Origin of the sequence: Actinoplanes octamycinicus (assembly GCF_014205225.1) — a bacterium.
GTDB lineage: Bacteria > Actinomycetota > Actinomycetes > Mycobacteriales > Micromonosporaceae > Actinoplanes > Actinoplanes octamycinicus.
In genome coordinates, this window is sequence record NZ_JACHNB010000001.1 from 277,709 (window position 1) to 304,521 (window position 26,813).

General features: G+C 72.2%; 25 protein-coding genes. 20 read left to right on the forward strand and 5 right to left on the reverse strand.

Translation table 11 applies throughout. The annotated features are described in order from the left end of the window. Positions 1-13: 13 nt before the first annotated feature. The 11 genes from BJY16_RS01120 to BJY16_RS01170 all read left to right on the forward strand — a co-directional run bounded on the left by BJY16_RS01120 (position 14) and on the right by BJY16_RS01170 (position 12,273). Positions 14-1,165, forward strand: coding sequence for an exonuclease SbcCD subunit D (locus tag BJY16_RS01120; protein WP_185037271.1), 1,152 nt, complete (start codon positions 14-16; stop codon positions 1,163-1,165). Next, positions 1,162-3,660 carry an AAA family ATPase gene (locus tag BJY16_RS01125; protein WP_185037272.1) on the forward strand — a complete coding sequence of 833 codons (2,499 nt, stop codon included), beginning with the start codon at positions 1,162-1,164 and terminating at the stop codon, positions 3,658-3,660. The genes BJY16_RS01120 and BJY16_RS01125 overlap by 4 nt, the downstream gene beginning before the upstream one ends. Beyond that, positions 3,657-4,625, forward strand: a complete 969-nt coding sequence (locus BJY16_RS01130; RefSeq protein WP_185037273.1) for a hypothetical protein — start codon at positions 3,657-3,659, stop codon at positions 4,623-4,625. The genes BJY16_RS01125 and BJY16_RS01130 overlap by 4 nt, the downstream gene beginning before the upstream one ends. A 594-nt stretch (positions 4,626-5,219) precedes the next feature. Continuing rightward, a complete protein-coding gene (locus tag BJY16_RS01135) occupies positions 5,220-5,897 on the forward strand; it encodes a sigma-70 family RNA polymerase sigma factor (protein ID WP_185037274.1) in 678 nt (225 codons plus the stop codon). After that, positions 5,894-6,670: a zf-HC2 domain-containing protein gene (locus BJY16_RS01140; protein ID WP_185037275.1), complete on the forward strand. Its 777-nt coding sequence runs from the start codon at positions 5,894-5,896 to the stop codon at positions 6,668-6,670. The genes BJY16_RS01135 and BJY16_RS01140 overlap by 4 nt, the downstream gene beginning before the upstream one ends. 224 nt (positions 6,671-6,894) lie before the next feature. Further along, complete coding sequence (locus tag BJY16_RS01145) at positions 6,895-7,587, forward strand: COG4315 family predicted lipoprotein (protein WP_185037276.1); 693 nt, start codon at positions 6,895-6,897, stop codon at positions 7,585-7,587. A 19-nt stretch (positions 7,588-7,606) separates the two neighbouring features. Continuing rightward, positions 7,607-8,362: a DUF4142 domain-containing protein gene (locus BJY16_RS01150; RefSeq protein WP_185046208.1), complete on the forward strand. Its 756-nt coding sequence runs from the start codon at positions 7,607-7,609 to the stop codon at positions 8,360-8,362. Positions 8,363-8,407: 45 nt separating this feature from the next. Then, positions 8,408-9,703: a Pecanex-like protein 1 gene (locus BJY16_RS01155; protein WP_185037277.1), complete on the forward strand. Its 1,296-nt coding sequence runs from the start codon at positions 8,408-8,410 to the stop codon at positions 9,701-9,703. Positions 9,704-9,984: 281 nt separating this feature from the next. Continuing rightward, a complete protein-coding gene (locus BJY16_RS01160) occupies positions 9,985-10,899 on the forward strand; it encodes a DNA-3-methyladenine glycosylase family protein (RefSeq protein WP_221501852.1) in 915 nt (304 codons plus the stop codon). 77 nt (positions 10,900-10,976) lie between these two features. After that, positions 10,977-11,921, forward strand: a complete 945-nt coding sequence (locus tag BJY16_RS01165) for a diacylglycerol/lipid kinase family protein (protein WP_185037278.1) — start codon at positions 10,977-10,979, stop codon at positions 11,919-11,921. 133 nt (positions 11,922-12,054) lie between these two features. Beyond that, positions 12,055-12,273, forward strand: a complete 219-nt coding sequence (locus BJY16_RS01170; protein WP_185037279.1) for a hypothetical protein — start codon at positions 12,055-12,057, stop codon at positions 12,271-12,273. A gap of 475 nt (positions 12,274-12,748) precedes the next feature. On the opposite strand, the gene BJY16_RS01175 is transcribed toward BJY16_RS01170, so the two are convergent. After that, positions 12,749-13,855, reverse strand: coding sequence for an MBL fold metallo-hydrolase (locus BJY16_RS01175; protein ID WP_185037280.1), 1,107 nt, complete (start codon positions 13,853-13,855; stop codon positions 12,749-12,751). 148 nt (positions 13,856-14,003) lie between these two features. On the opposite strand from BJY16_RS01175, the gene BJY16_RS01180 reads away from it, so the two are divergent. Together BJY16_RS01180 and BJY16_RS01185 are read left to right on the forward strand one after the other, a co-directional pair. Further along, complete coding sequence (locus tag BJY16_RS01180) at positions 14,004-14,522, forward strand: LURP-one-related family protein (RefSeq protein WP_221502155.1); 519 nt, start codon at positions 14,004-14,006, stop codon at positions 14,520-14,522. A gap of 24 nt (positions 14,523-14,546) precedes the next feature. Continuing rightward, a complete protein-coding gene (locus tag BJY16_RS01185) occupies positions 14,547-16,013 on the forward strand; it encodes a deoxyguanosinetriphosphate triphosphohydrolase family protein (protein ID WP_185037282.1) in 1,467 nt (488 codons plus the stop codon). A 9-nt stretch (positions 16,014-16,022) separates the two neighbouring features. On the opposite strand, the gene BJY16_RS01190 is transcribed toward BJY16_RS01185, so the two are convergent. Further along, on the reverse strand, positions 16,023-16,652 hold the full coding sequence (locus tag BJY16_RS01190; RefSeq protein WP_185037283.1) for a TetR/AcrR family transcriptional regulator: 630 nt from the start codon (positions 16,650-16,652) through the stop codon (positions 16,023-16,025). 248 nt (positions 16,653-16,900) lie between these two features. Here BJY16_RS01190 and abmR point away from each other — a divergent pair, with 248 nt between their 5' ends. The 3 genes from abmR to BJY16_RS01205 are packed head-to-tail and all read left to right on the forward strand — an operon-like array spanning position 16,901 to position 18,550. Next, positions 16,901-17,455 carry an ATP-binding transcription factor AbmR gene (gene abmR / locus BJY16_RS01195; RefSeq protein ID WP_185037284.1) on the forward strand — a complete coding sequence of 185 codons (555 nt, stop codon included), beginning with the start codon at positions 16,901-16,903 and terminating at the stop codon, positions 17,453-17,455. A 4-nt stretch (positions 17,456-17,459) separates the two neighbouring features. Then, positions 17,460-18,182: a HipA family kinase gene (locus BJY16_RS01200; protein WP_185037285.1), complete on the forward strand. Its 723-nt coding sequence runs from the start codon at positions 17,460-17,462 to the stop codon at positions 18,180-18,182. After that, positions 18,179-18,550: a DUF3037 domain-containing protein gene (locus BJY16_RS01205; protein ID WP_203759111.1), complete on the forward strand. Its 372-nt coding sequence runs from the start codon at positions 18,179-18,181 to the stop codon at positions 18,548-18,550. Before BJY16_RS01200 ends, BJY16_RS01205 begins: the two co-directional genes overlap by 4 nt. Before the next feature lie 215 nt (positions 18,551-18,765). Here the strand turns inward: BJY16_RS01205 and BJY16_RS01210 are convergent, their stop codons facing one another. Together BJY16_RS01210 and BJY16_RS01215 are read right to left on the reverse strand one after the other, a co-directional pair. Then, complete coding sequence (locus tag BJY16_RS01210; protein WP_185037287.1) at positions 18,766-20,064, reverse strand: acyltransferase family protein; 1,299 nt, start codon at positions 20,062-20,064, stop codon at positions 18,766-18,768. Between the two features lie 188 nt (positions 20,065-20,252). Beyond that, positions 20,253-21,122, reverse strand: a complete 870-nt coding sequence (locus BJY16_RS01215) for a transglutaminase-like domain-containing protein (protein ID WP_185037288.1) — start codon at positions 21,120-21,122, stop codon at positions 20,253-20,255. 76 nt (positions 21,123-21,198) lie between these two features. Between BJY16_RS01215 and BJY16_RS01220 the strand changes: the two genes are divergently transcribed. Then, positions 21,199-22,266, forward strand: coding sequence for an ATP-dependent DNA ligase (locus BJY16_RS01220; protein WP_185037289.1), 1,068 nt, complete (start codon positions 21,199-21,201; stop codon positions 22,264-22,266). 108 nt (positions 22,267-22,374) lie between these two features. Further along, the gene (locus tag BJY16_RS01225) at positions 22,375-23,904 is read left to right on the forward strand and encodes an alpha/beta hydrolase (RefSeq protein ID WP_185046210.1); all 1,530 of its coding nucleotides are present in this window, start codon (positions 22,375-22,377) and stop codon (positions 23,902-23,904) included. Here the strand turns inward: BJY16_RS01225 and BJY16_RS01230 are convergent. Then, on the reverse strand, positions 23,855-24,310 hold the full coding sequence (locus BJY16_RS01230; protein ID WP_185037290.1) for a potassium channel family protein: 456 nt from the start codon (positions 24,308-24,310) through the stop codon (positions 23,855-23,857). The genes BJY16_RS01225 and BJY16_RS01230 overlap by 50 nt on opposite strands. A 55-nt stretch (positions 24,311-24,365) precedes the next feature. Here BJY16_RS01230 and BJY16_RS01235 point away from each other — a divergent pair, with 55 nt between their 5' ends. Next, positions 24,366-24,848, forward strand: coding sequence for a GNAT family N-acetyltransferase (locus tag BJY16_RS01235; protein WP_185037291.1), 483 nt, complete (start codon positions 24,366-24,368; stop codon positions 24,846-24,848). A gap of 186 nt (positions 24,849-25,034) precedes the next feature. Continuing rightward, positions 25,035-26,813 (forward strand): serine/threonine-protein kinase, encoded by a 1,779-nt coding sequence (locus BJY16_RS01240; protein ID WP_185037292.1) that lies wholly within the window; start codon positions 25,035-25,037, stop codon positions 26,811-26,813.

The window sequence follows — 26,813 nt, forward strand, 5'->3', positions numbered from 1 at the left end:
TAAGGTTCTCTCGATGCGCATCCTGCACACCTCCGACTGGCACGTCGGAAAGGTTCTCAAGGGCCGCAACCGGCACGAGGAGCACATCAAGGTGCTCGCCCAGGTGGTGGAGATCGCCCGGGCGGAGAAACCCGACCTGGTGATCGTCGCCGGTGACCTCTACGACACGGCCGCGCCGACCGCGGATGCCACCCGCCTGGTCACCCGGGCGCTCTCGGCGCTGCGGAAAACCGGTGCCCGGGTGGTGGCGATCGGCGGCAACCACGACAACGGCCAGGCCCTGGACGCGCTGCGGCCGTGGGCCGACGCGGCCGGCATCGAGTTGCGCGGCTCGGTCCGGGACAGCCTCGGCGACCTGCTGATCGAGGGCACCACCGAGGGCGGCGAGCGGTGGCGCCTGATCGCGCTGCCGTTCCTCTCCCAGCGGTACGCGGTCCGGGCCGCCGAGATGTACGAGCTCACCGAGGCCGAGGCGAACCAGACGTACGCCGATCTGATGGCCCGCCTGATCGGCAAGCTGAGCGAGTCGTTCGCCGAGCCCGGCGTGGTCAATCTGATCACCGCGCACCTGACCATGGTCGGGGCGAGCACCGGCGGCGGCGAGCGCGAGGCGCACACCATCATGGGCTACGCGGTGCCCTCCACGATCTTCCCGCAGAACACGCACTACGTCGCGCTCGGTCACCTGCACCGGTCGCAGCGGGTGATCGGCCCGTGCCCGGTCCGCTATTCCGGCAGCCCGCTCGCCATCGACTTCGGCGAGGAGGAGAACGTCTGCTCGGTGGCGATCGTCGAGGTCGGGGTGGACAAGGCGGCTCAGGTCCGGGACGTGCCGGTGACCTCGGCGCTCACCCTGCGCACCGTCCGGGGCACGCTGGACCAGCTCGCCACGGTGAACCTTCCGGACGCCTGGCTGCGTGTCCTGGTGCGCGAGGCGCCCCGCCCCGGCCTGCGCGAGGACGTGCAGGAGCTGCTGCCGAACGCTCTGGAGGTCCGCATCGACCCGGACATGCTGCCCGACCGCGCGGGCGCCCGCTCGGCGGAACGCGCCGGCCGCTCCCCCCGCGAGCTGTTCGGCGACTACCTGGACAGTCGCGGCAACGCCGAGGAGGGCGTCCGCGAGCTCTTCGACGAGCTGTACGACGAGGTGAGCAGCAACCAATGAGGCCCATCCGGCTGGACATGTCCGGGTTCACGGTGTTCCGTGACCAGACCACCGTGGACTTCACCGACGCGGACTACTTCGCCCTGGTCGGCCCGACCGGCTCGGGCAAGTCGACGGTGCTGGACGCGATCTGTTTCGCCCTCTACGGCCAGGTCCCGCGCTGGGGCGGCGCCCGGGGCATCGGCAACGCGCTCGCCCCGTCGGCCACCGAGGCCCGGGTCCGCCTGGTCTTCGAGTCGGCCGGCGACCGCTACGTCGCGACCCGGGTGGTCCGGCGCGACGGCCGGGGCAACGTGAAGACGTCCGGCGCCGGCCTGCAGCTGATGCCGGCCGGCTTCGACGTGACCAAGCTGGACACCGGGATGGACCTAGCCGACCTCGGCGAGGTGCTGGCCGGCGTCCCGGCCGAGATGGACGACGCGGTGCTGCACGCGGTCGGCCTGCCCTACGAGCAGTTCACCAGCTGCGTGGTGCTGCCGCAGGGCCAGTTCGCCGACTTCCTGCACGCCAAGCCGGCCACCCGCCAGCAGATCCTGGTCAACCTGCTGGGCCTGCAGATGTACGAGCAGGTCCAGGTCAAGGCGGCCGAGCGGAGCAAGGCCGCGGAGGCCAAGCTGACCGTGGTGGACCAGGCGCTGGTCGCCCTGGAGGACGCCACCGACGAGGCGGTCGAGGAGGCCGCCGGGCACCTGGGCCGGATGCGCGAGCTGACCGCCGCGGTGGAGGCCGCGGTGCCCGGGCTGCGCGCCGCCCGGGCGGCCGAGGAGGACGCCCGGGAGACCCGCGACACCCTGGACGCCGAGCTGCGGCTGCTGGCGTCGGTGCGCACCCCGGCGAACCTGACCGAGGCGACCACCGCGATCACCACGGCCCGGACCGCCGCCACCGAGGCGGCCGAGGCGGTGCACGAGGCCGAGGAGGCCGAGGAGAAGGTCCGCGGCGAGCTGACCGCGGCCGGCGACGCCGGCTCGCTGCGGCTGGCCCTGGACCGGTACACCGAGCTGGAGCGGCTCACCGAGCAGGAGGGCTGGTTCGCCGGCACGGTGTCGGTCGCCGAGGTGGAGTGCCGGGACGCGCGCGCCTCGGCCGACCTGGCCGAGTCCGAGCACATCGGCGCTCAGCAGCTGCTCGAGCAGGCCCGGCAGGACTATCGCGACGCCCAGCAGCGGGACCGCGCGGCCGCGCTGCGCGGGCACCTGACCGCCGGTGACGACTGCCCGGTCTGCGAGCAACCGGTCACCGTGGTGCCGGAGGTGCCGCGCGAGTCGGCGGTGCGGCTGGCCGAGGCGGCCGGGGCGGCCGCCCGGCAGGCCGCCGAGGAGGCCACCGCCCGCTGGCAGCAGCGCGACGCGGTGGCTCGCAACCTGGAGTCCGACCTGGAGCGCAAGCGCGGGCAGTACGAGCACCACCTGACCCGGCTCGCCGAGGTGCGCAAGGCGGTGCAGGGACTGCCCGGGGTGGAGGCGATCCAGCAGCAGCTCGCCGAGTTCGGCCGGTTGCAGGGCCGGCTGGAGGACGCCACCGGCGCGGTCCGCGCCGCCCGGGACCGGCTGCGGTCGGCGCAGACCGCGGTCCGGGCCGCCGAGGAGCAGCAGCGCACCGCGTGGCGCCGGTTCGACGAGGTGCGCGACGGCCTGGCCCGGTTCCAGCCGCCGCCGGCCGACCGGGACGACCTGGCCGCCGCCTGGCAGAGCCTGGTCGACTGGGCCCGGGCCGAGCACGCCGCCCGGTCCGCGGCCCGCACCGAGGCGGAGGCCGCGGTCAGCGCCGCGCACCAGGCCACGGCCGGCGCCCAGGCGGCGATCACCGCGTTGTTCACCGAGGCCGGGATCCAGCCGCCGGCGGTGGCTGCGGCCGACGCCGAGGCCACCCTGATCCGGGCCGCCGCGGTCACCGCCGAGCGGGCCGAGGCGGCCTGGCAGCGCCTGGTCGAGCGGCTCGAGCAGGCCCGCGAGATGCAGGACCAGCGGATGGCCCTGCAGCAGGCCGGCCGGGTGGCCAAGTCGCTGGCCGGGCACCTGCGGGCGAACAACTTCGAGCGCTGGCTGCTGGAGGAGGCGCTGGACCTGCTGGTCGACGGCGCCTCCCGGATCCTCCGCGAGCTCACCGGCGGGCAGTACGAGTTGATGCACGACAAGGGCGAGTTCTTCGTGATCGACCACCACGACGCCGGGCTGCGCCGGGGCGTGCGCACGCTCTCCGGCGGCGAGACGTTCCAGGCCTCGCTGGCGCTCGCGCTCGCCCTCTCCGAGCAGCTCGCCGGGATGAGCACCACGGCGGCCAGCCTGGAGTCGATCGTGCTGGACGAGGGCTTCGGCACCCTGGACGCGGCCACCCTCGACGTGGTCGCCGCGACCCTGGAGAATCTGGCCGCCCGCGGCGACCGGATGGTCGGGCTGGTCACCCACGTGCACGCCCTGGCCGAACGGGTACCGGTCCGGTTCGAGGTGCACAAGGACGCACGCACCGCGCACGTCGAGAGGGTCGGCCTGTGACACGGATGTTCGTCGACGCGTGGGACCCGGCGTACGGGGCCTCCTTCGAGGGCGGGGACGGCGAGGGGCCGGCCTCGCCCAGCAGCGCCCAGGTGGACGTCGACGTGGAGGTGCCGGCCGCCGAGTGGGCGCCGGTCGACGTGCCGGCCGGCACCCGCCGCCCGGACGTGGTGTTCCTGGTCGACGGGGTCCGGCGCAACGACGCGCAGATCTGGACCGCGGAGGACGACGGCACCTCGTTCGCCGGGCTGGCCGCCTCGTTCGCGGCCGGCGTGGTCCGCTGCGACCTGGCGCACGGCGCGGCCGAGCTGGTGGCCGCCCGGGTCGGCCGCGGCCTGTTCACCGCGAGCCCGTCGGTCTCCGGCGTGCAAGCCGGCTCGGTGCACTACGAGATCCACCGAATCGCCGGGACCGGTGAGGCGAGCAAGCTGCAGGCCGCGGTGCAGGGCCCGCTGACCGCGCTGGAGATCGACATCTCGTCGGAGGCGCGCTCCCGCGGGTCGGACGGCGCCGATCTGCTGATCGTGGACGGCCCGTTGCGGGACCGGCGGCAGCTGCCGCGCACCATCGGTTACATCAAGACGCAGAAGAGCCGCTATCTGCCGGCCGCCCAGGAGGCGGTGGTGCCCCGGTTGCGGGCCGGCCAGCGGACCCCGGTCTTCCACCTGGGCACCCGCTGGGGCGGCTGGTCGTGGTACCTGCGCCTGCCGAACGGGACCGGGGCGCCGTGGTCCGGGATCGTCCGGGTGGAGTGCTCCCCGGAGCTGAGCGTGGAGCAGGCGATCGAGCTGGCCGGGTTGTCCGGGGCGACGCTGCCGAGGTTCGCCTCGGCGTCGTACAAGGATCCGCGGGCCCCGCAGAACCTGGTGCCGATCGCCGGTCTGGAGCGGCGGTTGCGCGGGATGCTCGGCGATTCCCGGGTGTTGCATCGGGCGCTGGCTCTGGCGTCCGCGCGTTCACGATGAGGCATCCCCGACGGGTTTCCCATTTCCCGGGACCTCCGACCGCATGCCGGTACGGATAAGGCCGTCGCGCGAAATTCACCGGAGCGCCTGGGCAAAAGGTCCGGACCAGCTGTCGCCGGGGCCGGCCGCGGCGTTCCGGTAAACAATCGCTTACCGGATCGACACGCGCCAGAGCTGCAAGATCGAAAGATGGGAGCGCTCCCCACCGGGTGTCGCCCGAAAGAGTCCAAGAGATATCCGGGCATCCTCCGAACGGTCCCGGGAGCGCGCCATTCACCACACAATACTCATCCACCAACACCCAGTGGAATGGATCGCTCACGGAGCGAGATCGCGCTCTCCCTGGTCGGGCGAAATTATTTCCACAGCCGTGTCTCCACCCCTGTACTACTGAGTATCATTCCGCCTTACCTGGCGTCCGAATCGGCGTAGATCAATCCCCCATGATCCGCGACCGGCACGCCGTCACGATCGTCATCACAGCGGAGGACCCTTGAGACCGAGTGTCCCGGAAAATCTCGCGCCGGCTTTGATCCCGGCCGGGCCCCCCAGCCGTATCTCAGGCGACGGGGAAAGGTCCGGGCGGAGGTATCGATGCATGCGGTGGCCGAGAAGCGGCTCACGCCGGAGAGGGTGCGTGTGATGGCGCGACACTCCGGAAACAGGTGGCAAGCACTCGACGGAGGCCGTGGTGCGCAGGATGACGGTTCGGTGATCCCCCGCCAGACGGCTCGCCACGAGGCGCCGGCCAGCAGTGCCAGCCACGAGGACACGCTGGTCAAGATGCTCTACGAGGAGCACGCGGGGCCGTTGCTGATGTTCGTGCTCCGGCTCACCGGCGGCGACCGGCAGCGGGCCGAGGACATCGTGCAGGAGACCCTGCTGCGGGCCTGGCGCAACGCGCACCGGCTCGGCGCGCAGGGCCAGCAGTCGCTGCGCCCATGGCTGGTCACGGTGGCCCGGCGGATCGCGATCGACGAGCACCGCAGCGCCAACGCCCGGCCGGCCGAGACCTACGACCGGGAGCTGGAGAGCTTCCCGACCACCTCGGACGAGACCGATCGCGTGCTGCAGTCGATGACCGTGTCGGACGCGCTGCGCCAGCTGAGCCACTCGCACCGGGAGATCCTGATCGAGACGTACTTCCGGGGCCGCACGGTGCCCGAGGCGGCCGAGGTCCTGAACCTTCCGCTGGGCACCGCCAAGTCCCGGGTGTACTACGCTCTGCGTGCGCTGCGTACCGCTCTGCAGCAGCGGGGGGTGACGGAATGACACAGGAAGAGCACTACGACGTCGCGTCGTACGCCCTCGGCGTGCTCGACGACCGCGACGCCGCCCGGTTCGAGGACCACCTCATCGAGTGCCCGCAGTGCGCGTTCGAGCTGGAGTCCTTCGTCCAGGTGGCGGACGCGCTGGCCGACGTCGACGCGGAGGCGCTGCTCGCCGCGGAGAAGTCCGAGCAGGACGGCATCCTGCTGAACAAGATGTTCCGTGAGGTGAAGGTGGAGCGGCAGCGGGCCAACAGCCGCCGGCTCTACTCGCTCGCCGCCGCGGTGGTCATCTTCGCGATGCTGTCGATCGGCGCGCTCTTCGCCGGCGGCAAGTGGCTCGGCGGCGGCACCGCCAAGGACCCCGGCCAGATCGCCCAGCGCGGCAGCGACAAGCTCGACCCGCTGCCGGACAGCGACGGCGTCGGCATCGGCGGTCTCCCGCTGCCCGGGCAGAACTACAACGGCACCGACTCGCGGACCGGCGTGGCCACCGTGGTCGGCCTGGAGAAGAAGGACTGGGGCACCCAGGTCTCCTTCGCGGTCTCCAACATCAAGGGCCCGAAGACCTGCGGGCTGGTCCTGGTGCACACCGACGGCACCTCGGAGCGGGTGGCCACCTGGACGATCGGCGAGAAGGGCTGGGGCACCGCCGCCAACCCGTCGCCGCTGCTGCTGCAGGCGACCACCGGCACCCCGCGCGAGGACATCGCCCACGTGCAGGTGCAGGAGCTGACCGCGAACGGGACCGGGGAGACGCTGATCAGCGTTCCGTAATCGTCCGATCACGAATAGGGTCCAGCCGACTCCGGCTGGGCCCTTTTTCGCTGCTCGGGCCATTTCTATACGGACCGGGACCCCGCCAGGGTTCAAACAAAAATTCCCCAATTTGATCGAGCCGAATGTTCAACCGCCACCGCGCACATCCCGTACTACTGCGCGGAAATGGCAGAGGTATCGATCAGCTGGAGGACCCAGTGGTACCGGAGAAGCGCAAGTTGATGGTCGCCGTTGCGGCGCTCGCTGCGATGGTCGCACTACCCGGCTGCGCGCCGGCCGGACTCGACACGGCCGACTACGGCAACGCCGCTGAGCCCGCCGCAGCTGACGTGGCGGCCACCCCCGGCGCCGAGGCGACCGGCGGCGCGGTCGACCCGAACGCGGCCGCCGCCGACCCGGCGTCCACCGCCGAGCCGGCCCCCGGCGACGCCGGTTCCGAGGTCGCCGACGACCTGGTGACCAAGTCGCTCACCGGCAGCTCGGTGCCGAAGATGGGCAAGGTCGTCGAGGACCAGGACGGCTTCGTGCTCTACCGGTTCGACAACGACGGCGACGACCCGTCCAAGTCGAACTGCAACGGCGACTGCGCCAAGGTCTGGCCGCCGGCCGTGACCAACGACGGCAAGCCGAAACTCAAGGGCGTCGACCAGAAGCTGGTCGGCACGGTCACCCGGGCGGACGGCACCAAGCAGCTGACCCTCAAGGGCTGGCCGCTCTACCGCTACGTCGGCGACAAGAAGCCCGGGGACTGGAAGGGCCAGAACGTCAACGGCAAGTGGTTCGTGATCACGCCGGCCGGCACCAAGAACCTCACCTGCCTCCCGAAGATCTCGAAGCCGGTCGCACCGCCCGCGGACGCCGCGGGTGGTGACTCCAGCGACGCCGGCGACTCCGGCAGCGACTACAGCTACTGAGGAACCGCAGATGACCAAGATGAAGTCCTGGCTGATGGGCGCCGCGGCCGTCACGTTGGCCTTCATGCTGACGCCGGCCGGCCCGGCCCGCGCGGACGACGCGGTGCCGGTGCCGCCGAACACCGGGCTCACCGACACCGCGAGGGGAACGGTCAGCGCCGCTGACGCCGACTTCGTGATCAAGGTACGGCTGGCCGGTCTCTGGGAGATCCCGGCCGGCAACATGGCCCAGGAGAAGTCCGACGACCCGAACATCGTCAAGATCGGCAAGTCGATCGCGGCGCAGCACGTCGCCCTCGACAGCCTGGACCGGCTGGCGGCCAAGAAACTCAACATCGACCTGCCCAACAAGCCCAACGGTGACCAGCAGTTCTGGTTGAGCGAGATGCAGGCCGCCGAGGGCAAGCAGTTCGACCAGATCTTCGTCGACCGGCTCCGCGCCGCGCACGGGAAGATCTTCCCGGCCATCGCCACCATCCGGGCGACGACTCGCAACGACACCGTCCGGAAGCTGGCTCAGCAGACCAACCAGTTCGTCATGACCCACATGACCCTGCTGGAGAGCAGCGGCATCGTCGACTACGCCGGGCTGCCCACCGCACCGGCCCCGGCCACCGGGCAGAAGGGCCCGGTGCCGATCGACAACCAGATGCTGGCCGCCGCCACCAACGGCGGCGGAGTGCCGGGTCTCAGCAACACCGTGATCCTGCTCGTCCTTGCCGCCGCGCTGGTGATCGGCGTGATCACCACGATGCGCATCTTCCGCGCGCGGTAGCCCCGAGAGACATCGCCCCGACGGCGACGAAGAAAGGTGTCACCCATGCGAAGGTCCAAGTACCGGCGCGCCAGTAACCCCACGTGGTTCAGCGGGCGTCGCCGGATCATCGCCGTGGCGGCCACGCTCGCGGCGTTCGGCGGCATCGTCACGGTCACCCAGATCTCCAGCGCCAGCACCAGCACCAACACCAAGTCGGCGCTGGCGGCCTGCGACAACCTGAAGGCCGGCGGTCAGACGAAGCTGTCCACGCAGACCCGGCGTGGCACGTACACCACCAACAACGGCGCGGTCACCCAGCACCCGGACGACGGGGCCGGGGACGTGGCGACCACCGAGCAGGTGCGCGCCCGCTGCCGCGACTGGGTGATGAAGAACGTCGCCAACGCGGAGAACCAGACCAACCGGCGCCGCAACCGCGGCAACGGCGGGAACAACAACAACACCGGCGGGAACAACAACAACACCGGCGGGAACAACAACGGCGGCGCCGCGACCAGCGCGCCGGCCAGCGCCCCCGCCACCGGTGAGGCCTCCGAGGGCGCCTCCGCTCCGGCCTCCGGCGAGCCGACCGAGGGCCAGAACAACGGCGGCAACAACAACGGCGGCAACACGGGCGGGAACAACAACGGTGGCAACACCGGCGGGAACAACAACGGCGGTGGCGACACCGGGGGCAACAACAACGGTGGCGGCGACAACGGCGGGAACACCGGCGGCGGCGACAACGGGGGCAACAACAACGGCGGCAACAACGGCGGCGCGACCGCCGCGCCCACCGCGCCCCCGCCCGGCGCCGGCCTCGGCATCCTGACCAACAGCTGCGACACCAGCAACCTGCCGCGGCACGACGGCTTCCAGAAGGGCGACCGGTGCGTCTCCACCGAGTTCGGTGAGGTCGGCTCGGCTGCCAACAACCCGTCGCTGCTGATCACCCAAGCGCCCCGCGTGATCAACCGGAACCAGGCCTTCACCCTCCAGGTGAGCACCCGGAACCTGATCCGTGACCGGTTCCTCGCGGCCGGCCAGGGCGGCTACTACGTGGAGTCCAGCGTCCTGCAGAACGGCCTGGTCCGCGGCCACTTCCACACCGCGTGCCGGATGCTGGCCAGCACCAACGAGGCGCCCACCCCGGAAGGCGTCCCGGCGTTCTTCGTGGCGACCGAGGACAGCAAGGGCGGCCGCACCCCGGACAGCGTGACCATCCAGGTGCCGGGTCTGCCGCAGTCCGGCACCGCGCAGTGCGCGTCCTGGGCCGGTGACGGCTCGCACCGGATCCCGATGATGGAGCGCGCCAACCAGACCCCGGCCTTCGACGTGGTGCGGATCCGGGTGCGCTGATTCGTCTTCTGCTCGCGGAGCACAGTCGCCCGGCGGGCCCGAACCGGAGAGGCACCTACCCACGGTGCCGATCCGGGACCCCCCTTCGGGTCCGCCGGCCCGTCCTTCCCCCTGCCGGACGAGAACCGCGGCTGCCCGGCCTCCACCCGGGGCACCGCTCCGCAACCGGGTGATCGATCCGATCACCGCCCGATGGCCCTGACCCCAGCACCGGGGACAGGGCCATCGGCTTGTCCGGCACCGGAGCGAGGCTCGTCAAACCGGCCCTGACGTGGCACAGTTTGCGGGTGACCGCCGAGGTGAGCCGCCGCCTGACGCCGCCGGAGCGGTACCAGTTCGGCGCGTCGGTGCGGTCCCTGCTGGTGCCCAAGCACGACCCGTGCGGCCTGTTCCGCGACGGCGAGCTGTGGCTCGCGGTCCGCTCCCCCGACGGCCCGGCGACCCTGCACCTGGCCCGGTCCGGCGGCGAGCTGGTGGCCACCGGGCACGGGCCCGGGGCCTCCTGGGTGCTCGACCGGGCGGACGCGATCGCCGGTCTGCGCGACGACGTCACCGGCTTCGCCGAGCTGGCCCGGCGCAACCCGCTGGTCGCCCGGCTGGCCAAGACCTTCGCCGGGGTGCGGATGCCGGCCACCGGCCAGGTGTTCCACCGGCTGCTGCGGGCCATCCTGGAGCAGAAGGTGACCGGCACCGAGGCGCACCGGTCGTACCGGAAGATCTGCCGACACCTGGGCGAACCCGCACCCGGGCCGGTGCCGCTGGTGCTGCCGCCCGATCCGGCCGCCGTGGCGGCCCGGCCCTACTGGGAGTTCCATCCGCTCGGCGTCGAGCAGCGGCGCACCCAGGCGCTGCTGCGGGCCGCGCTGGTCGCCGCCCGGCTCGAGGAGTGCGCCGACTCGGCCGAGGCCACCCGCCGGATGACCGCGCTGCCCGGGATCGGTCCGTGGACCGCGGCCGAGGTGGTCCGGACCGCCTTCGGCGACCCGGACGCGGTCAGCGTCGGCGACTACCACATTCCCAACACCGTGGCGTACGCGTTGGCCGGCGAGCCACGCGGCACCGACGAGCGGATGCTGGAGCTGCTCGAGCCGTTCCGGGGGCACCGGGGCCGGGTCTGCGACCTGTTCGCGATGGGCGGTCTGATGGCCCCGCGCTACGGCCCGCGGATGCCGGTGCGCTCGTTCGCCCGGTTCTGAGTTAAACGATCTTCAGGAGTGGGCAGTAGCCAGCCACCGGTGGTTGGAAGAGCTCCGGTTCGGGTAACGGCGGCGACATGCGAACCCCCCGCAAAGTCGCCGTCGTTGCCCACAAGAAGAAGACCCTCGGTGGCGGGCTGGACGAGCTGCGCCGCCGGCTCACCGACCACGACATCAAAGACCTCTTCTGGTACGAGGTGCCGAAGAGCCGCAAGGCGCCGGAGAAGATACGTCAGGCGCTCGCCGAGAAACCGGACCTGCTCGTGGTCTGGGGCGGTGACGGCATGGTGCAGCGCGCCCTGGACGTGGTCGCCGGCCGCTCCGTTCCGGTGGCGATCATGCCGGCCGGCACCGGGAACCTGCTGGCCGGCAACCTCGGCATCCCGACCGACCTGGAGAAGGCCGTGGAGATCGCCTTCGCCGGCCACCGGCGGCGGCTCGACCTGGGCAAGCTGGGTGGCGAGCACTTCGCGGTGATGGCCGGGGTCGGCTTCGACGGCGCGATGATCAAGGATGCCGACGGGGCGCTCAAGGATCGGCTGGGCAAGCTCGCGTACGTCTGGACCGGCATCCGGCACGTCGGCGGCGAAGCCCCGCGCATCAAGATCAAGGTGGACGGGACCACGTGGTTCGACGACGCGGCCAGCTGCGTGCTGATCGGTAACGTCGGGACGATCACCGGCGGGATCCGCGCCTTCGACGACGCCGCCCCGGACGACGGATGGCTGGACGTCGGGGTGGCGACCGCCCAGGGCGCGCTGCAGTGGGCCCGGGCGCTCGGCACGATGGCGGTGCGACGCTCGGACAGCTCGCCGTTCGTCCGGACCACCCGGGCCCGGAAGATCTCGGTCAAGCTGGAGTCGAAGCTGGAGTACGAGCTGGACGGCGGCGCCCGCGCCCGCACCAAACGCTTCGAGGCGAAGGTCGTCCCGGCCGCCGTGGAGATCTGCGTCCCGGCGCCCGAGCGCCCGGACGGCGAGGACCCGGCGACCGATCGGTCCGACGCTTCGACTGACCGATAGGCGACAGAGGACTTCGTCGCCGTCCGTCCCGCGGAGCGAGGTTGTTGCCCGGATTCGCCCCGGAATCCTCTGGATTGACCATGGTGGCGGCCCCCAGACTGGCGGTTCACGAATCGACAGAAGGGGTCCGCCCATGTCTCCACAGCTCCTCGGCACCCTGCTCGCCGTCGGCGCCGTCCCGGTGATCGCCTACCGCCTCGGCCGCACCCACGCGGCCTGGCAGGACGTCCGCTCGTCGAAGCGCTCGTTCCGCCGCGACCGTCGCACCGCCTGGTCGCACACCGCCCGATTAGCCGTCGGGACGCTGCTCCTGGCCGGTCTCACCGCCGCGGCCTGGGACCTGGCCCGCTGACCGGCACGTGGCGGGGCGGGCATGCCCTGCCCCGCCTGAACCACGCGCACAGCCCACCCTCCCCTCGCGCACAGCCCACCCTCCCCAGGGGGATCCCCCTCGAACAGTGTGGCGGATTCCCGAGAGCCACGACGGGTTGCCTGTGGACAACGCCGTGGTGTGGACAGCCCGGTGACGCGGACCACGCGGTTTCGGTGACCACCCGCGGACAGTGGAGAGGGCGGCGATCGCTCTGGACGCTGAGCTGGCTTGCTCCGCTTCGCTCCGCGGCACAACGCCTGGTAACCAGTGACGAGGCAGCTGATTCCCCGCCACCGGCAAACCCCACCGGCGCCGGCGAATCAGTTGCCGCGTCACCGGCGGCGTTTCGCGGCGGCCAGATCGCCGCCCTCGGTCCGCGCGGGAGCACGCGGTCCGCACCCGAGCGGACGCGCGTCCATGAAGATCTTGATGGTGGTCTTCCGGCGGGAACCGATCAGGCGATCTGCTGCCACCAGCCGTCGACCGGCGGCGGGTTGTCGACGTCGACGCGCTCGCCCGGGCGCGGCACGGCCAGCCGGACGCCGCGGGCCTTGGCCTCGCGCCAGGTGCGGTCGGCGGGCTCGGACCAGTCGTGCAGCGCCAGGTTGAAGGTGGCCCAGTGGACCGGGATCATCAGGCCGCCGCGGACGTCGACGTGGACCGCGACGCCGTCCTCCGGGACCATGTGGATGTCCGGCCAGGCGTCGCCGTAGGCGCCGACCTGGACCAGCGTGACGTCGAACGGGCCGTGCTCGGCGCCGATCTCGGCGAAGCCGGGGAAGTAACCGGTGTCGCCGGAGTAGAACGCCTTCCGGGTCGGGCCCTTGAGCACCCAGCTGGCCCAGAGGGTCTCGTCGCGGCTGAGGCCACGGCCGGAGAAGTGCCGGGCCGGGGTGGCGATCAGCTCCAGGGTGCCGATCGTGTGCGACTCGTTCCAGTCCAGCTCGACGATGCGGGACTCGGGGACACCCCAGCGCTCCAGGTGCGCGCCCACGCCGAGCGGCACCAGGAACGGCGCGGCCTGCAGGTCGACCAGGTTCAGGATGCTGACCATGTCGAGGTGGTCGTAGTGGTCGTGGGAGATCACGATGGCGTCCAGCGGGGGCAGCTCGCGCAGCGGGACGGGCGGCTCGTGCAGGCGGCGCGGGCCGGTCAGCCGCGACGGCGAGCAGCGGTCGCTCCAGACCGGGTCGAGCAGCACCCGGCGGCCCTCGATCTCGACCATCGCCGAGGAGTGCCCGTACCACGTCACGTGCAGGCCGTCGGTGGCCGCGGCGGCCGGGGCCGGGGTGATCACCGGGACCGGCAGGTGCGGGCGGCGCGCGTCGCGGTCGGTCATCGCGGCGACGAAGATCCGTGGCATGGAGGCCGCGGCGATCTCGGTGGCCGGCACGGTGTTGCGGAACTTGCCGCCGGAGAACTGCGGGGAGGACTCGATCCTGGTCCGGCGGGCGCCGCGCGCCTTCCCGCCGAGCTGCGCGGGGAGGTCGCGGGCGGCCCAGACCGCCGCGGCGCCGAGTGCCAGAGCCACTACCGTACGGGTACGAACGCGCTTCGCCATGCGCCCAGTCTGACCTGATCCGGCGCTCCGCGCCCACCGCCTCCCTGAGCCCGCACTCAGCAAGTGAGCCATATGACACACTGCCGCGGTGACGATCGACATTCTTCAGGCTCAGCAACAGCTCATCGTGCGTCAGCGCGTGCGTTTGATGGTCAATCAGTACGAGGTCCACGCCTCCACCCCGGACGGCCAGGAGGCCGGCATCCTGGCCTTCGCCCAGCAGAAGCGGCTGGCGTTCAAGGAGCAGGTCACGCTCTACACCGACGACACCAAGCAGGTGCCGGTGCTGGGCTTCAAGGCCCGCCAGGTGATCGACCTGGGCGCCACCTACGACGTGGTGGATGCGGCCGGCGCCCCGATCGGCCTGTTCCGCAAGAAGTTCGGCGCCTCGCTGCTGCGCTCCACCTGGGTGCTGGAGCAGCCGGGCTACGCCGAGCTGGTCGGCCAGGAGCGGAACCTGTTCGTGGCGCTGTGCCGCCGGTTCGTCGACTACCTGTCCTGGCTGCCGTACCACTTCGACTTCGAGATCAACGGGCACGTCGGGTTCTCGGTGGAGCGCAAGTGGGGCTTCCGGGACACCTACCGGGTCACCATCCACGACCCGAACCTGGACCGCCGCCTGGTGATCGCGATGGCGGTCGCCCTGGACGCGCTGCAGGCCCGCTGATCCGTCCCCGGTAATTTTGCCGGCATGGACGATCCACGGGCCCAGCGACTCTTCGGCGACAGCACGGTAGCCCCCGGCGACCTGGCCTTCAGCCCGTTCCGCGTCGACCGGGACCGGATCGTCAGCTCGCCGTTCTTCGCCCGCCTCGCCGGGGTCACCCAGGTGATCAGCCCCGGCGGGGCCGGTCTGCTGGTGCACAACCGGCTCACCCACAGCCTCAAGGTGGCCCAGGTGGCCCGGGCTATCGCCGAGCGGATCCAGGCCCGGGACACCGCGCTGGCGGAGAAGCTCGGCGGGTGCGACCCGGACGTCGTGGAGGCCGCCGCGCTCGCCCACGACCTGGGGCACCCGCCGTTCGGGCACCTCGGCGAGCGGGTGCTGGACCGGCTGGCCCGGCAGCGGCTCGGGCTGCGCGACGGCTTCGAGGGGAACGCGCAGTCGTACCGGATCGTGACCAGTACCGAGATCCGCGGGCAGGCCACCATCGGGCTGAACCTGACCAACGCCACCCGGGCGGCGATCCTGAAGTACCCGTGGACCCGGCACGGGTATCCGGCGCCGCACCCGCGGTTCATGGACCCGCCGCCGCGCGGGGCGGCCGCCCACCCGGACGACCCGGAGGGCGGCTCGGGCAAGTTCGGGGCGTACTCCACCGAGGTGCACGACGTGCGGGCGGCGCGGGCGCCGTTCGCCGGGCGGGTGGCCGACTGGCAGCAGACCGTCGAGGCCTCGGTGATGGACGCCGCCGACGACATCGCGTACGCCATCCACGACCTGGAGGACGTGCACCGGGTCGGGGTGCTGCAGCAGGGCGCGGTCGCCGCCGAGCTGCTCGCCTGGCAGCGCTGGGGCACCGCGACCGACCTGCGCCGGTCCGGTGGCGCGATCGAGTCGCTGCGCCGCGGCCTGCACCGCAAGGAGGGCTGGATCGCCGACGACGACGCGTTCTCCGACGCGGTCGAGCTGGTCCGGGCCGAGCTGGTGGACGGGCTGCTGGCCCAGCCGTTCGACGGGTCGGTGGCCGCCGAGGCGCGGGTCGCGGCGTTCTCGGCGACCTGGACCCGGCGGCTGGTCGACTCGGTGGAGCTGACCGAGCAGGCGGCGGTCCGCAGCGGGCACGCCCAGCTCGCCGTGGCCCAGTGGCACGAGGTGCAGATCCTCAAGTTCGTGCAGAACCGGTTCGTGCTGGCCCGGCCGGACCTGGCGCTGCACCAGCGCGGTCAGGCCCGGCTGCTGGCGAGCCTGGTGGAGGCGCTGCTGGGCTGGCTGACCGACCCGGACGAGGCGGACCGGCTGCCGCGCCGGCTGCGCGACCTGGTCGAGCTGGCCGAGGCCGAGCTGCCGGAGAGCACCCCGGAGCGGCTCGGCCGGGCCCGTGGGCGCGCGGTGATCGATTTCGTGGCCGGGCTGACCGACGGGCAGGCGGTCGGGCTGATGGAGGCGCTCTCCGGCCGGTCCCGCCAGCTCTGGACCGACGCCTTCGTGCTCTGAGGCCGGGGCCTACTTCTTCCCGGCCCGCTTGATCCGGGAACGCAGCACCCGGGTGGCCAGCGGGCCCAGCTCGTCCATCACCTCGACCAGCACGGCGAGCTGATCGATCGCGTCCATCGCGCGCCGGCCGCCCTCCGCGTCGATGCCCTCGAAGAGCTCCAGCCCGACGAACGCCGACGAGATCGCCTGGGCCAGCCCGGGCACGTCGGCGACCTCGGCGATCGGTGAGCCGGCCAGCACCCGGCGCAGCACCGACTCGATCTCGGCGGTCCAGAGCCGGAAGGTGGCCCGGATCGGCTCGGCCAGCCGCTCGTTGCTCTGCGCCGCGGCCAGGGTCTGCGCGAGCACCGACACGTTGCCCTGGGCCAGCTCGCTGGCGTGCAGGTCACGGCCCACCTGGAGCAGCTCGCGCAGCGAGGTGACGGCGGCGAACCGGTCCGCGTAGTGCGCCACCCGCCGCTCGGTGGCCTGCCGGCAGGCCGCGCCGACCAGCTCGTCGACCGAGCCGTAGTGGTAGAAGACCAGCGCCTGGTTGACCCCGGCCGCCGCCGCGATGGTGCGGGCCGAGGTGCCGGTCACCCCGTGGTCGCGCAGGGCGTCCAGGGTGCCGTCCAGCAGGCGTTGCTTGGTGTCGCTCACCGTTGTCCTCCGATCTGACCCTGTCGAGATGATCGATCGCGGACGCGCCGGCCGCCACCCCCGTGGCGGATTAGCCTGCGGCGCCTTTTTCGTACGCCCTGAGCGCCACCAAGCGGTCGCCCCCCGTTTGAGCGACCGCTCAAGCGCCACAGTAGCCGTCCTTGAGCGGCCGCTCAAGCACTCTCCCCTGGTGACTTACGCGATTGCGGTGTAAGCATGTAATCACAGCACTGACCGAGGAGGTCGTCATGCGTTTCCGTCCCCCCGCCCCGCCCGGGGCACGCACCGAGCCGCCGCCCGCTGACGACGCCGCCGCCTGGGTGACCGGAGCGGTGCCGGACGGGTGGTTCGTCGAGCCGCCCGAGGTCGTGGTGGACCGCGACGAGATCATCATCTGGGGCCGGCTGCCCGAGCCGGACCTGCCCGCCGAGGCCACCGACGCGGACCGGGCCGCCGCGCAGGCCGGCCGGATCACCCAGTTCCGGGAGAACACCCGGGACGACCGGATCCGGGTCGCCCGCCAGGTCGAGCACCGCTACCAGCGCAAGGTCGCCTGGGGCGCGCGCTGCGGCGACAGCTCCGAGCTGTGGACGCACCTGGCCGCCCCGGTGATGACCCGGCTGCGCCAGCCCGAGCGCCAGGTGCTGGACACCCTGGTGGACGCGGGCGTCGCCCGGTCCCGGTCGGACGCGCTGGCCTGGTGCGTCCGGCTGGTCGGGCAGCACACCGAGGACTGGCTGGCCGACCTGCGCACCGCCATGACCAAGGTCGACGAGCTGAGGAAACAAGGCCCACTAGGGTGATCACGTGTTACGTGATGTCACGGCGATCCGCTATGTCACCCCGCTGAGGGAGGGCGGCTCGCTTCCCGGGGTCGTCGAGGCCGACGACCTCGGGACCTACGTGGTGAAGTTCCGCGGCGCCGGCCAGGGACCGAAAGCGCTGGTCGCCGAGGTGATCGCGGGCGAGCTGGCGCGCCGGCTCGGCCTGCCGGTGCCGGAGCTGGCCCGCGTCGAGCTGGATCCGGTGGTGGCCCGGGCCGAGCCGGACGAGGAGGTCCAGGAGCTGATCAAGGCGAGTGCCGGCGGCAACCTGGGGATGGACTTCCTGCCCGGCGCGCTGGGCTACGACCCGAACGCGCACCCGGTCGAGGCCGGCCTGGCCAGCCGGGTGCTCGCCTTCGACGCGTTCGTGGAAAATGTGGACCGCAGCTGGCGCAACCCGAACCTGCTGATCTGGCACGGCGGCCTGTGGCTGATCGACCACGGCGCCACGCTCTACTTCCACCACAACTGGGCGCGGGCGGAGAGCGTCGTGCACCGGCCGTACAAGTGGGACGACCACGTGCTCAAGCCGTACGCCACCGCGCTCGCCGCCGAGGGCCCGGCGCTGGCCGCCCGGATCACCCCGGAGCTGCTGGCCGAGGTGGTCGAGCTGGTCCCCGGCGACTGGCTGGACGACGGCGACCGGGACGCCTATCGCGACCATCTCGCGCGCCGCGCCGCCCAGCCGGAGGCGTGGCTGCCGTGACCAGGATCCCCTACGAGTACGCGGTGATCCAGGCGGTGCCCCGGATCGAGCGCGGTGAGCTGATCAACGTCGGGGTGCTGCTCTACTGCCAGCGCCAGGACTTCCTGGCCGCCCGCACACACCTGGACGAGACCCGCCTGCTGACCCTCGATCCGGCCGCCGACGTGGCCGCGGTCCGGGCCGCCCTCGCGTCCTGGGAGGCGACCTGTCAGGGTGGCGGCGCCTCGGCCGGGATGAAGCTGGGCGAGCGGTTCCGCTGGCTGGCCGCCCCGCGCAGCACCGTCCTGCGGGCCGGCCCGGTCCACATGGGGTTGACCGTGGATCCGGCCGCCGAGCTGGAGAGGCTTGTCGAACTGCTGGTCCGCTGATACAAACCTCCGACCGACGAGGTTGCGAGGTTGCCATGGACACGATGGATCAGAACGCCGCGAAGCGGGCGGACCGCCCGGTCCTGCCCGGCCCCGGGCGCGGACTCCTGCCCCGTCCGGCCGAGCCGGCCCCGGCTCCGGGCCCGCGCGACTGACCTCGACGAACGAGAAAGGGGCTGGACCGCCGTCGCGGCCCAGCCCCTTGTCGTTCGTCGTCAGTGGGATCCGGCGCCGACCTGCGGGAGCACCACGGTCGGTCCCTCGACGGCCGTCTCCGCGCGCGGGGCCGGCACCGGCGGCTCGGTGTCCGGGCCCAGCCGCTGCTGGAGCAGGTCCTGGACCTTCCGGCCGAGCGCCTGGCCGGGCTTCTCCACGAACCGGTAGCAGAGCCAGGCGGCCAGCAGCGTGCATGCCCAGAAGAGCAGGCCGAAGCCGGCCCGGCCGACCGGGCCGCCGCGCATGTCGGCCGGGACCAGCTCCTGCAGGACGTAGAGCAGCACCATGTGCAGCAGGTAGACCGAGTAGCTGACCTCGCCGAGCCAGGTCAGCGCCTTCGGCATCGGCCGGTGCCGCAGCGCGAAGCCGGCCGCGAAGGTGGCCGCCACGGCGAGCCCGGCGGTGGACCAGACGACCAGGTCCCGCTCCCGGCCGGTGTACAGGTAGTTGGTGACCATCAGGGCGACCAGCACCACACCCAGCGCGCCCGCGCCGAGCCGCCGGTCGATCTGCCCGTGGTGCATCCGGTAGATCACCGTGCCGGCGAACAGCAGGCTGAGCATCAGGATCGCCTGCCACGACCCGGACGCGGTGGTCCACTTGGTGGCGTGGCCGTTGACCAGCGGCAGGGCCAGGAACTCGATGCCGACCACGCCGGCGAACATGACCAGCGGACGGCGGCCGCTCAGGTAGGCGGCCACCATGGCGACGAACGAGACCAGCACCACGACCGCCAGGGTCCGCCGGTCGGCGACCCGGTGACCGACGAAGGCGTCCGGCAGACGGGAGCCGACGACCAGCGCGACCAGAGCCAGGCCGCCCGCCCAGTAGGCGCTGAACCGGTGCAGACCCCAGACGAACAGGCCGGCCACCACCAGGTAGAACAGCATCTCGTAGGCGAGGGTCCAGAACGGCCAGATCAGGCCGCGCATGCCGAGGAACTCGTGCAGCATCGTCATGTGCCCGAGCAGGCCGGTGGCGGTCTCCGACTTCAGTCCCTGGTTGACGGTCAGCAGGTCCAGCGCCACCAGGCCGAGGATCAGCACGATCGTGGTCAGGTAGGCCGGGTAGATGCGGAACAGCCGGCCGACCCAGAACTTGCGCAGCGAGCCGTGCCGCTCCAGGGACATCGGGATGACGTAACCGGAGACCAGGAAGAAGAGGAAGACACCGTACCGGCCCAGGTCGAAGACCGGCAGGATCGCTCGGTGCACGTCCATCCCGAGCACCGCCGGGCTGAGGTGGAACAGCGCCACGACGACCGCGGCGAAACCGCGGAGAGCGTCGAGCCATCCCATGCGCGAGGCGGGTCGGGCAGCTGCGGGCGCGCCCGGCGGCGCTGACTGGATCACAGACATAGCCGCGCCACGGTAACTGTGGGCAGGCTATGAACCGCCGGTCAAAAGATCACAAGTTCATAGCGAAAGCACAGTGAACTGCTAGCGGAGGCATAGTAAACAGCGCGAACCGAATGAAGCGGACATGTCTAGCCAAGATCGACTTCATATCGGGCGCCGCGCGGTGACACGCAGAAGACGGTGTCCGCCGGGTGCAACCGGGCATCCTCCGCATAGCGGGCGGCGAGCTTCCGCTCGGCCCCCGCGTCCCCGGCGTCGGCCGCGAGCAGCAGGTCGGCGATCTCGTCCAGCCAGGCCAGGTCGGCCGGCAGATCGGCGGGCATCTCGGTCCACTCCCGGTCGGCGAACGGGACGCCCTCCCCGAACAGATCCCAGAGCAGCAGCTCGTCGCCCCTCCGGTGGGCCAGCTCGTGCAGCAGGTACTGCAGGAGCATCCACGGGCCGCCGATCGGGTGGCCGGGGGCCACCCCGTACGCCGAGGGGTCGATTTCGCCGCGCCGGAAGGCGCGCCAGCACTGCGCCGCGGTCCGCAGCCCGGACGGGCCCAGCGGCACGTCGGCGAGGTCGAGGCCGGGGTCCATGGCGATCCAGCGGGCGCCGTCGTGGTACTCCGTGATCACGTGGTCGACGTGGAAGTCCGGGATCAGGTAGTCGGCGAAGCCGACCCGGGTGCGGGCCGGGATCCGGTGGGCGCGCAACGCCGCGACGGTGAGCAGAGCCGCGTCCCGGCAGCAGCCGACCAGCCGCTCCTCGACCGGGCGCGGGGCGTCGAGCGGCGCGCCGCCGAACCGCTCGTGGTCCCGGTCGAGCATCCGGCTCACCCAGCGGAGGTCGATGTCGGCCAGCCGCTCCGGCGGGAAGTCGATCCCGGAGCCGACGTAGTGCACGGTCAGGTTGCGGACGACGGCGCCGATCGCCGCCGGGTCGGCGGGCAGCGCGGCGAGCCGCTCGTGGTGCCGCCCCGGATCGGAGAACCGGCTCTGTCGCATGTGGTCCATGAACCCGATGATGAAGTCTCTCCCAGGGGGAGAGTAAAGGGCATCGCGCCGGGAATTTTCGCGGCAGACTGGGCGGATGCAGCTGCCGATCCAGCACCCGGTCAAGCCGATGCTCGCCAAGCCCGTCGCGGAGATCCCACCCGGGCAGATCTACGAGCCGAAATGGGACGGCTTCCGGTCGATCATCTTCCGGGACGGCGACGAGGTGGAGATCGGCAGCCGCAACGAGAAACCGATGACCCGGTACTTCCCCGAGGTCGTCGAGGCGGTGCTGGCGAACTTCCCGGAGCGGGCGGTGATCGACGGCGAGGTGATCGTCGCCGACACCGGGCGCAACACGCTCGACTTCGAGGCGCTGCAGCAGCGGATCCACCCGGCGGCCAGCCGGGTCAAGCTGCTGTCCGAGCAGACCCCGGCCGCCTTCGTCGCCTTCGACCTGCTGGCGCTCGGTGACGAGGATCTCACCGAGCTGCCCTTCGAGCAGCGGCGGGACCGCTTGCGGCAGGCCCTGGCCGGGGCCAAGGCCCCGGTGTACGTGACGCCGGCCACCGACGACCTGGAGACCGCGCGGCGCTGGTTCGACCAGTTCGAAGGCGCCGGGCTGGACGGCCTGATCGCCAAGCCGCGCGACCTGACCTACCAGCCGGACAAGCGGGTGATGTTCAAGGTCAAGCACAAGCGCACCGCGGACTGCGTGGTGGCCGGCTACCGGGTGCACAAGTCCGCGGAGAACCGGATCGGCTCGCTGCTGCTCGGCCTCTACGACGAGCGGGACGTGCTGGTCTCGGTCGGGGTGATCGGCGCCTTCCCGGTGGCCGTCCGCGAGGAGCTGTTCGCGGAGCTGCAGCCGCTGGTCACCGGCTTCGAGGGGCATCCGTGGGACTGGGCGGCCCACCTGCAGGGCGAGCGCACCCCGCGGAAGAACGAGGTGAGCCGGTGGAACAACGGCAAGGACCTGTCGTTCACCCCGCTGCGGCCGGAGCGGGTGGTCGAGGTCCGCTACGACTACATGGAGGGCCTCCGCTTCCGGCACACCGCCCAGTTCGAGCGCTGGCGGCCCGACCGGGAGCCGCGGACCTGCACCTACGAGCAGCTGGAGCGGCCGGTCCGGTTCGATCTGGCCGAGGTGCTCACCAGCCGCTGAGCCGGGTTGTCGGACGGACCGGCTAGCCTGGGTGCCCTGTCGTCGAAAGGTCGAGCCGTGCCCCGTCGTTCGCGTCCGGTGATCGCCCTCCTGGCCGTGGTCCTGGCAATGCTGACCCTGACCACCGGGGGCTGCACCCTGCCCGCGTTCGCGCCGGACGGCGCCGACTCGCCGGCCGACCCGGACGGCGCCCCGGGCGCCGCCTCGACGCCGGGCGCCGCCGCGCAGTGGACCCCGTGCTCCAGCATCCCGGAGAAACTGGTCGGTCGCGGCGCCCCCGGGATGACCTACGAGTGCGCCTCGGTCGCGGTCCCCCGCGACTGGGCGGAACCGGACAGCGGCCAGACCTACGACGTCGCGATGATCCGCATCCGGTCGAAGTCGCAGAAGGACCGGATCGGCTCGCTGCTGATCAACCCGGGCGGTCCCGGCGGGTCCGGCATCGACACCGCGGTCTACCTGTCGTTCGGCCCGACCTTCGGCGGCCTGCCCACCGAGATCACCGACAAGTTCGACATCGTCGGCTTCGACCCGCGCGGGGTGGGCCGGTCCAGCCCGGTCAAGTGCATCAGCGACGTCGACCAGGACGCCAGCTTCGCGGCCGACCCGGACCCGGTCAGCCAGGCCGAGTTCGACCGGGTCGCCGCGCTGAACAAGAAGATCGCCGACGGCTGCGGCCAGAAGTACGGCGACCAGTTGCCGCACTTCTCCACCGAGCAGGCCGCCCGGGACATCGACGCGCTGCGCACCGCGGTCGGCGACAGCAAGCTGAGCTACCTCGGCTTCTCCTACGGCACCCTGCTCGGCGCCACCTACGCCCAGCTCTTCCCGCGGAACGTGCGGGCCCTGGTGCTGGACGGCGCGGTCGACCCGACGGAGAGCTACGTGCAGGGCTCCGAGTCGCAGGCCAAGGGCTTCGAGCGGGCATTCGGCAACTTCACCGAGTGGTGCCGCAAGACTCCGGCGAAATGCCCGATCTCGGCCGACCCGCGGGGCGCGGTCACCGACGCGATGGCCAAGGCGGAGAGCTCGCCGGTGCCGTACTCGGACGGGCGCGAGGCGACCGCCGGCTGGATCTTCGTCGGGCTGATCTCCTCGCTCTACACCGAGACCGGCTGGACCAGCCTGGCCCAGGCGATCGACGAGCTGCAGACCGGTGACGCCAAGGGCATCATGGACCTCGCCGATCAGTACGCGGAGCGCACGCCGGCCGGCACCTACTCCAACCTGTTCGACGCCAACCTCGCGGTGAACTGCGCGGACACCGATCAGGCGCCGACCGTCGAGCGGGTCCGGCAGCTGCAGTCCGAGTGGCGGAAGAAATACCCGATCTTCGGGGCGCCGCTGGCGATGGGGATGCTGCCGTGCACCTACTGGCCGGGCAAGCGGGACCCGTTCCCGGCCGGCAAGGCGACCGGGGCACCGCCGATCGTGGTGGTCGGCACCACCGGCGACCCGGCCACGCCGTATGAGAACACCGCCGACCTGGCCGCCATGCTGGGCACCGGGCACGTGCTGACCTGGGAGGGCGAGGGGCACACGGCGTACCCGTCGACCAGCTGCATCGTCAAGGCGGTGGACGGTTACCTCATCGATCTGAAGGTGCCACAGGAGGGCCTGCGGTGTCCGGCGAAATGAGCCCCTCCCGCGCGGCCAGCTCCTCCAGCAGCCGGCGGACCTGACGCAGGTTGGCCTTCAGCTCCTCCTGTTCCTCGTGCCGGAAGGCGTCGTGGTCCACGATCAGCTTGCTGGCGAAGTGCGCGGTGATCAGCGGGATCACCAGCAGCACCATGACCGAGATGAGCAGGACCGCCATGATCCGGGCCGGCCAGCTGTGCGGGGAGATGTCGCCGTAACCGACGGTCGACGCGGTGACGACGGCCCACCACAGCGAGTCGCCGATCGCCGCGTGCTCGAAGACCGAGTAGAGGAAACCGCAGACCAGGATCAGGATCGCGTACGCGAGAACCAGCGTCTTCGGTGAGTTGGCCAGCCAGATCATTCCCCGGTAGACCGCCCGCGGCGCCCTGAGCAGCACGTTCATAAGGTCATCGTGCCCGCGGGGCGCGTCTGGCGGAAGGGCTGCCAGACTGGCGATCATGGAGTTCCGGATCGCCGCCCGTGACGATGTCCCCGCCGTTCTCGCCCTGCTCGCCGACGACGACCTGAGCCGGGAGCGCGGTTTCGGCGAGGTGCCGGCCGAGATCGGCCCGGGGATCTGGGCGGCGTTCGAGGCGATCGAGGCGGACCCGCACAACGAGCTGATCGTCGCCGTCCAGGACGGCGAGGTGGTCGGCACCTGCCAGCTCACCTACCTGCCCGGGCTGAGCCGGGGCGGGGCGTGGCGGATGCAGGTCGAGGCGGTCCGGATCCACGCCGGCCGGCGGGGCCGGGGGCTGGGCGCGGAGATGATGCGCTGGACGATCGAGCGGGCCCGCGAGCGCGGCTGCCGGATGGTCCAGCTCACCTCGGACAAGAAACGGGTGGACGCGCACCGGTTCTACGAGCGGCTGGGCTTCGCCCGCTCGCACGAGGGCATGAAGCTGACCCTCGCCCCCGAGGGCGGGACCACGCGGGCGTGAAACGGACCCTGGGCGTGCAACCGGACCTGGAGAGGTAACGAGCCGTCCGGCGCCGCGGTGACGACGCCCCGACAAGGCTGGCAATTACTGACGGTTCGGGCGTGAACACGTTGCCGCGGGACCGGGATGCCACGACTATCGGCGTCGCTTCCCTCCCGGTCCCGGCGCAGAAAGGACACGGCATCCGTGCAGCCGTCCCTCTCCATGAACGGCCCCCGCTCCCCTCACGACGATCCGGGGGCCGGCGACGACCCCAGCACCGTGGACCTGAGCGGCCGATGCGTCGGCAACTCGTACGTGCTGGTCTGCCCGGTGGGGCAGGGCGCCACCGGGACGGTGTGGCGGGGCATCGACCGGACCACCGGGGAGCAGGTCGCCGTCAAGCTGCTGCACCAGGGGCTGCTGCGCCAGCCCAAGCTGGTCACCCGCTTCGTCCAGGAGCGGACCATCCTGATGATGGTCCGGCACGAGAACATCGTCGGCGTCCGTGACCTGTTCAGCGTCGGCGAGTCGATCGGCCTGGTGATGGACTTCGTGCCCGGCGGCAGCCTGCGGGACCGGCTGCGCGAGCAGGGCACCCTGCCCGCGGCCGAGGCGGCGCGCCTGTCCGCGCAGGTCGCCGCGGCGCTCACCGAGACGCACGCGCTGAGCGTCGTGCACCGCGACGTGAAACCGGACAACGTGCTGCTCAGCGGCTCCGGCGAGGACGCCCGGGTGCGGCTCACCGACTTCGGCATCGCGCGGGTGCTGGACACCGCCGGGCTGACCACCCCGCACGCGATCATCGGCACGCCGCGCTACATGGCCCCGGAGACGATCAGCGGCGGCGAGGCCACCCCGGCGGCCGACGTCTACGCGCTCGGCATCATGCTCTACGAGCTGATCTGCGGGTACCCGCCGTTCGGCGGGGAGCCGTTCGCGGTGCTGCACGGCCACCTGGACGACCCGGTGCCCCGGCCGGCCGGGATGACCGACGAGGTGTGGTCGGTGGTGCGCGACTGCCTGGACAAGGATCCGGCGGCCCGTCCGGCGGCCGGGCAGCTCCAGGAGCGGTTGCGCGATCTCGCCCGGGACACCGCCGGGGCCCCGGCCCTGCCGGCGCCGGCCGGGCCGCCCGACAGCGATCCGCCGGTGGTGCCGGTGACCGCGCCGCGGCCGGTCCGCCGGGCGCCACGCAACCGTCCCCGGAGCTGGGTGTGGGGGCGGCACGGTCTGGCCGTCACCGCGATCTGCGGGATGCTCGCCGCCACCGGGTGGGGCGGCTACCACGCCTGGCAGCTGCGGGACGCCTTCGGCCGGACGCCGGCCGCCGCGGCGCCCGCGAACGCCCGGCAGGCGGCCGTCGACCCGGCGGCCGGGCCGGCGCCCTCGACGGCGGGTGTGCCGCCGGTCCCGCCGGCCGCCGCGGCCTCCGGCGGGCCGGCCGCCGGCGGCACCGCGCCGGGCGGCCTGGAGCACACCAGCGCCGGCCGCCCCACTCCGCGGGCCGGAAGCATCCCGGCCGGCGCGGTCGCCGGGGCGGTCCCGGGCACCGGGATCGGCGCGACGGCCGGCCCCGCCCAGATCGGCGCGTCCGCCGGGCCGGGCCGGGTCGGCGGCTCGGTGGCGTTCCGCCCGTGGGTCTGCGGCGACAAGTACGCCTTCGACCTCGGCCATCCGATGCTGGTCCAGCCGTGTCACGCGCTCGGCCCGGCGATCCGCGCGATCGGCCAGATGGAGGCGGTGCCCGGGGTGCAGGCGGACATCACGCTGACCGTCCGGGACGCCGAGAGCGACGAGGTGGTCGCCGGGCCGTACACCTGCTCGGCGCTGATGTTCACCGACGCCGCCATCAAGCAGACCTGCGGGCCGATCGACCTGCAGGCGCCGCACGGCGGCCGCTACGTCGTCGAGCAGAGCTGGGAGTACACCGACCGGCCGCTGCTGCCCGGCGGGTCGGTCCGCGGCCCGCAGTTCACCTGGTGA

What these genes read in the sequence shown, in the direction of transcription:
- BJY16_RS01120 (WP_185037271.1), top strand. Translation starts at nt 14, where the DNA reads ATGCGCATCCTGCACACCTCCGACTGGCACGTCGGAAAGGTTCTCAAG.
- BJY16_RS01125 (WP_185037272.1), top strand. Translation starts at nt 1,162, where the DNA reads ATGAGGCCCATCCGGCTGGACATGTCCGGGTTCACGGTGTTCCGTGAC.
- BJY16_RS01135 (WP_185037274.1), top strand. Translation starts at nt 5,220, where the DNA reads ATGCATGCGGTGGCCGAGAAGCGGCTCACGCCGGAGAGGGTGCGTGTG.
- BJY16_RS01140 (WP_185037275.1), top strand. Translation starts at nt 5,894, where the DNA reads ATGACACAGGAAGAGCACTACGACGTCGCGTCGTACGCCCTCGGCGTG.
- BJY16_RS01145 (WP_185037276.1), top strand. Translation starts at nt 6,895, where the DNA reads ATGGTCGCCGTTGCGGCGCTCGCTGCGATGGTCGCACTACCCGGCTGC.
- BJY16_RS01150 (WP_185046208.1), top strand. Translation starts at nt 7,607, where the DNA reads ATGAAGTCCTGGCTGATGGGCGCCGCGGCCGTCACGTTGGCCTTCATG.
- BJY16_RS01155 (WP_185037277.1), top strand. Translation starts at nt 8,408, where the DNA reads ATGCGAAGGTCCAAGTACCGGCGCGCCAGTAACCCCACGTGGTTCAGC.
- BJY16_RS01165 (WP_185037278.1), top strand. Translation starts at nt 10,977, where the DNA reads ATGCGAACCCCCCGCAAAGTCGCCGTCGTTGCCCACAAGAAGAAGACC.
- BJY16_RS01170 (WP_185037279.1), top strand. Translation starts at nt 12,055, where the DNA reads ATGTCTCCACAGCTCCTCGGCACCCTGCTCGCCGTCGGCGCCGTCCCG.
- BJY16_RS01175 (WP_185037280.1), bottom strand. Translation starts at nt 13,855, where the DNA reads ATGGCGAAGCGCGTTCGTACCCGTACGGTAGTGGCTCTGGCACTCGGC.
- BJY16_RS01180 (WP_221502155.1), top strand. Translation starts at nt 14,004, where the DNA reads ATGGTCAATCAGTACGAGGTCCACGCCTCCACCCCGGACGGCCAGGAG.
- BJY16_RS01185 (WP_185037282.1), top strand. Translation starts at nt 14,547, where the DNA reads ATGGACGATCCACGGGCCCAGCGACTCTTCGGCGACAGCACGGTAGCC.
- abmR (WP_185037284.1), top strand. Translation starts at nt 16,901, where the DNA reads ATGCGTTTCCGTCCCCCCGCCCCGCCCGGGGCACGCACCGAGCCGCCG.
- BJY16_RS01210 (WP_185037287.1), bottom strand. Translation starts at nt 20,064, where the DNA reads ATGGGATGGCTCGACGCTCTCCGCGGTTTCGCCGCGGTCGTCGTGGCG.
- BJY16_RS01215 (WP_185037288.1), bottom strand. Translation starts at nt 21,122, where the DNA reads ATGGACCACATGCGACAGAGCCGGTTCTCCGATCCGGGGCGGCACCAC.
- BJY16_RS01220 (WP_185037289.1), top strand. Translation starts at nt 21,199, where the DNA reads ATGCAGCTGCCGATCCAGCACCCGGTCAAGCCGATGCTCGCCAAGCCC.
- BJY16_RS01225 (WP_185046210.1), top strand. Translation starts at nt 22,375, where the DNA reads ATGCTGACCCTGACCACCGGGGGCTGCACCCTGCCCGCGTTCGCGCCG.
- BJY16_RS01230 (WP_185037290.1), bottom strand. Translation starts at nt 24,310, where the DNA reads ATGAACGTGCTGCTCAGGGCGCCGCGGGCGGTCTACCGGGGAATGATC.
- BJY16_RS01235 (WP_185037291.1), top strand. Translation starts at nt 24,366, where the DNA reads ATGGAGTTCCGGATCGCCGCCCGTGACGATGTCCCCGCCGTTCTCGCC.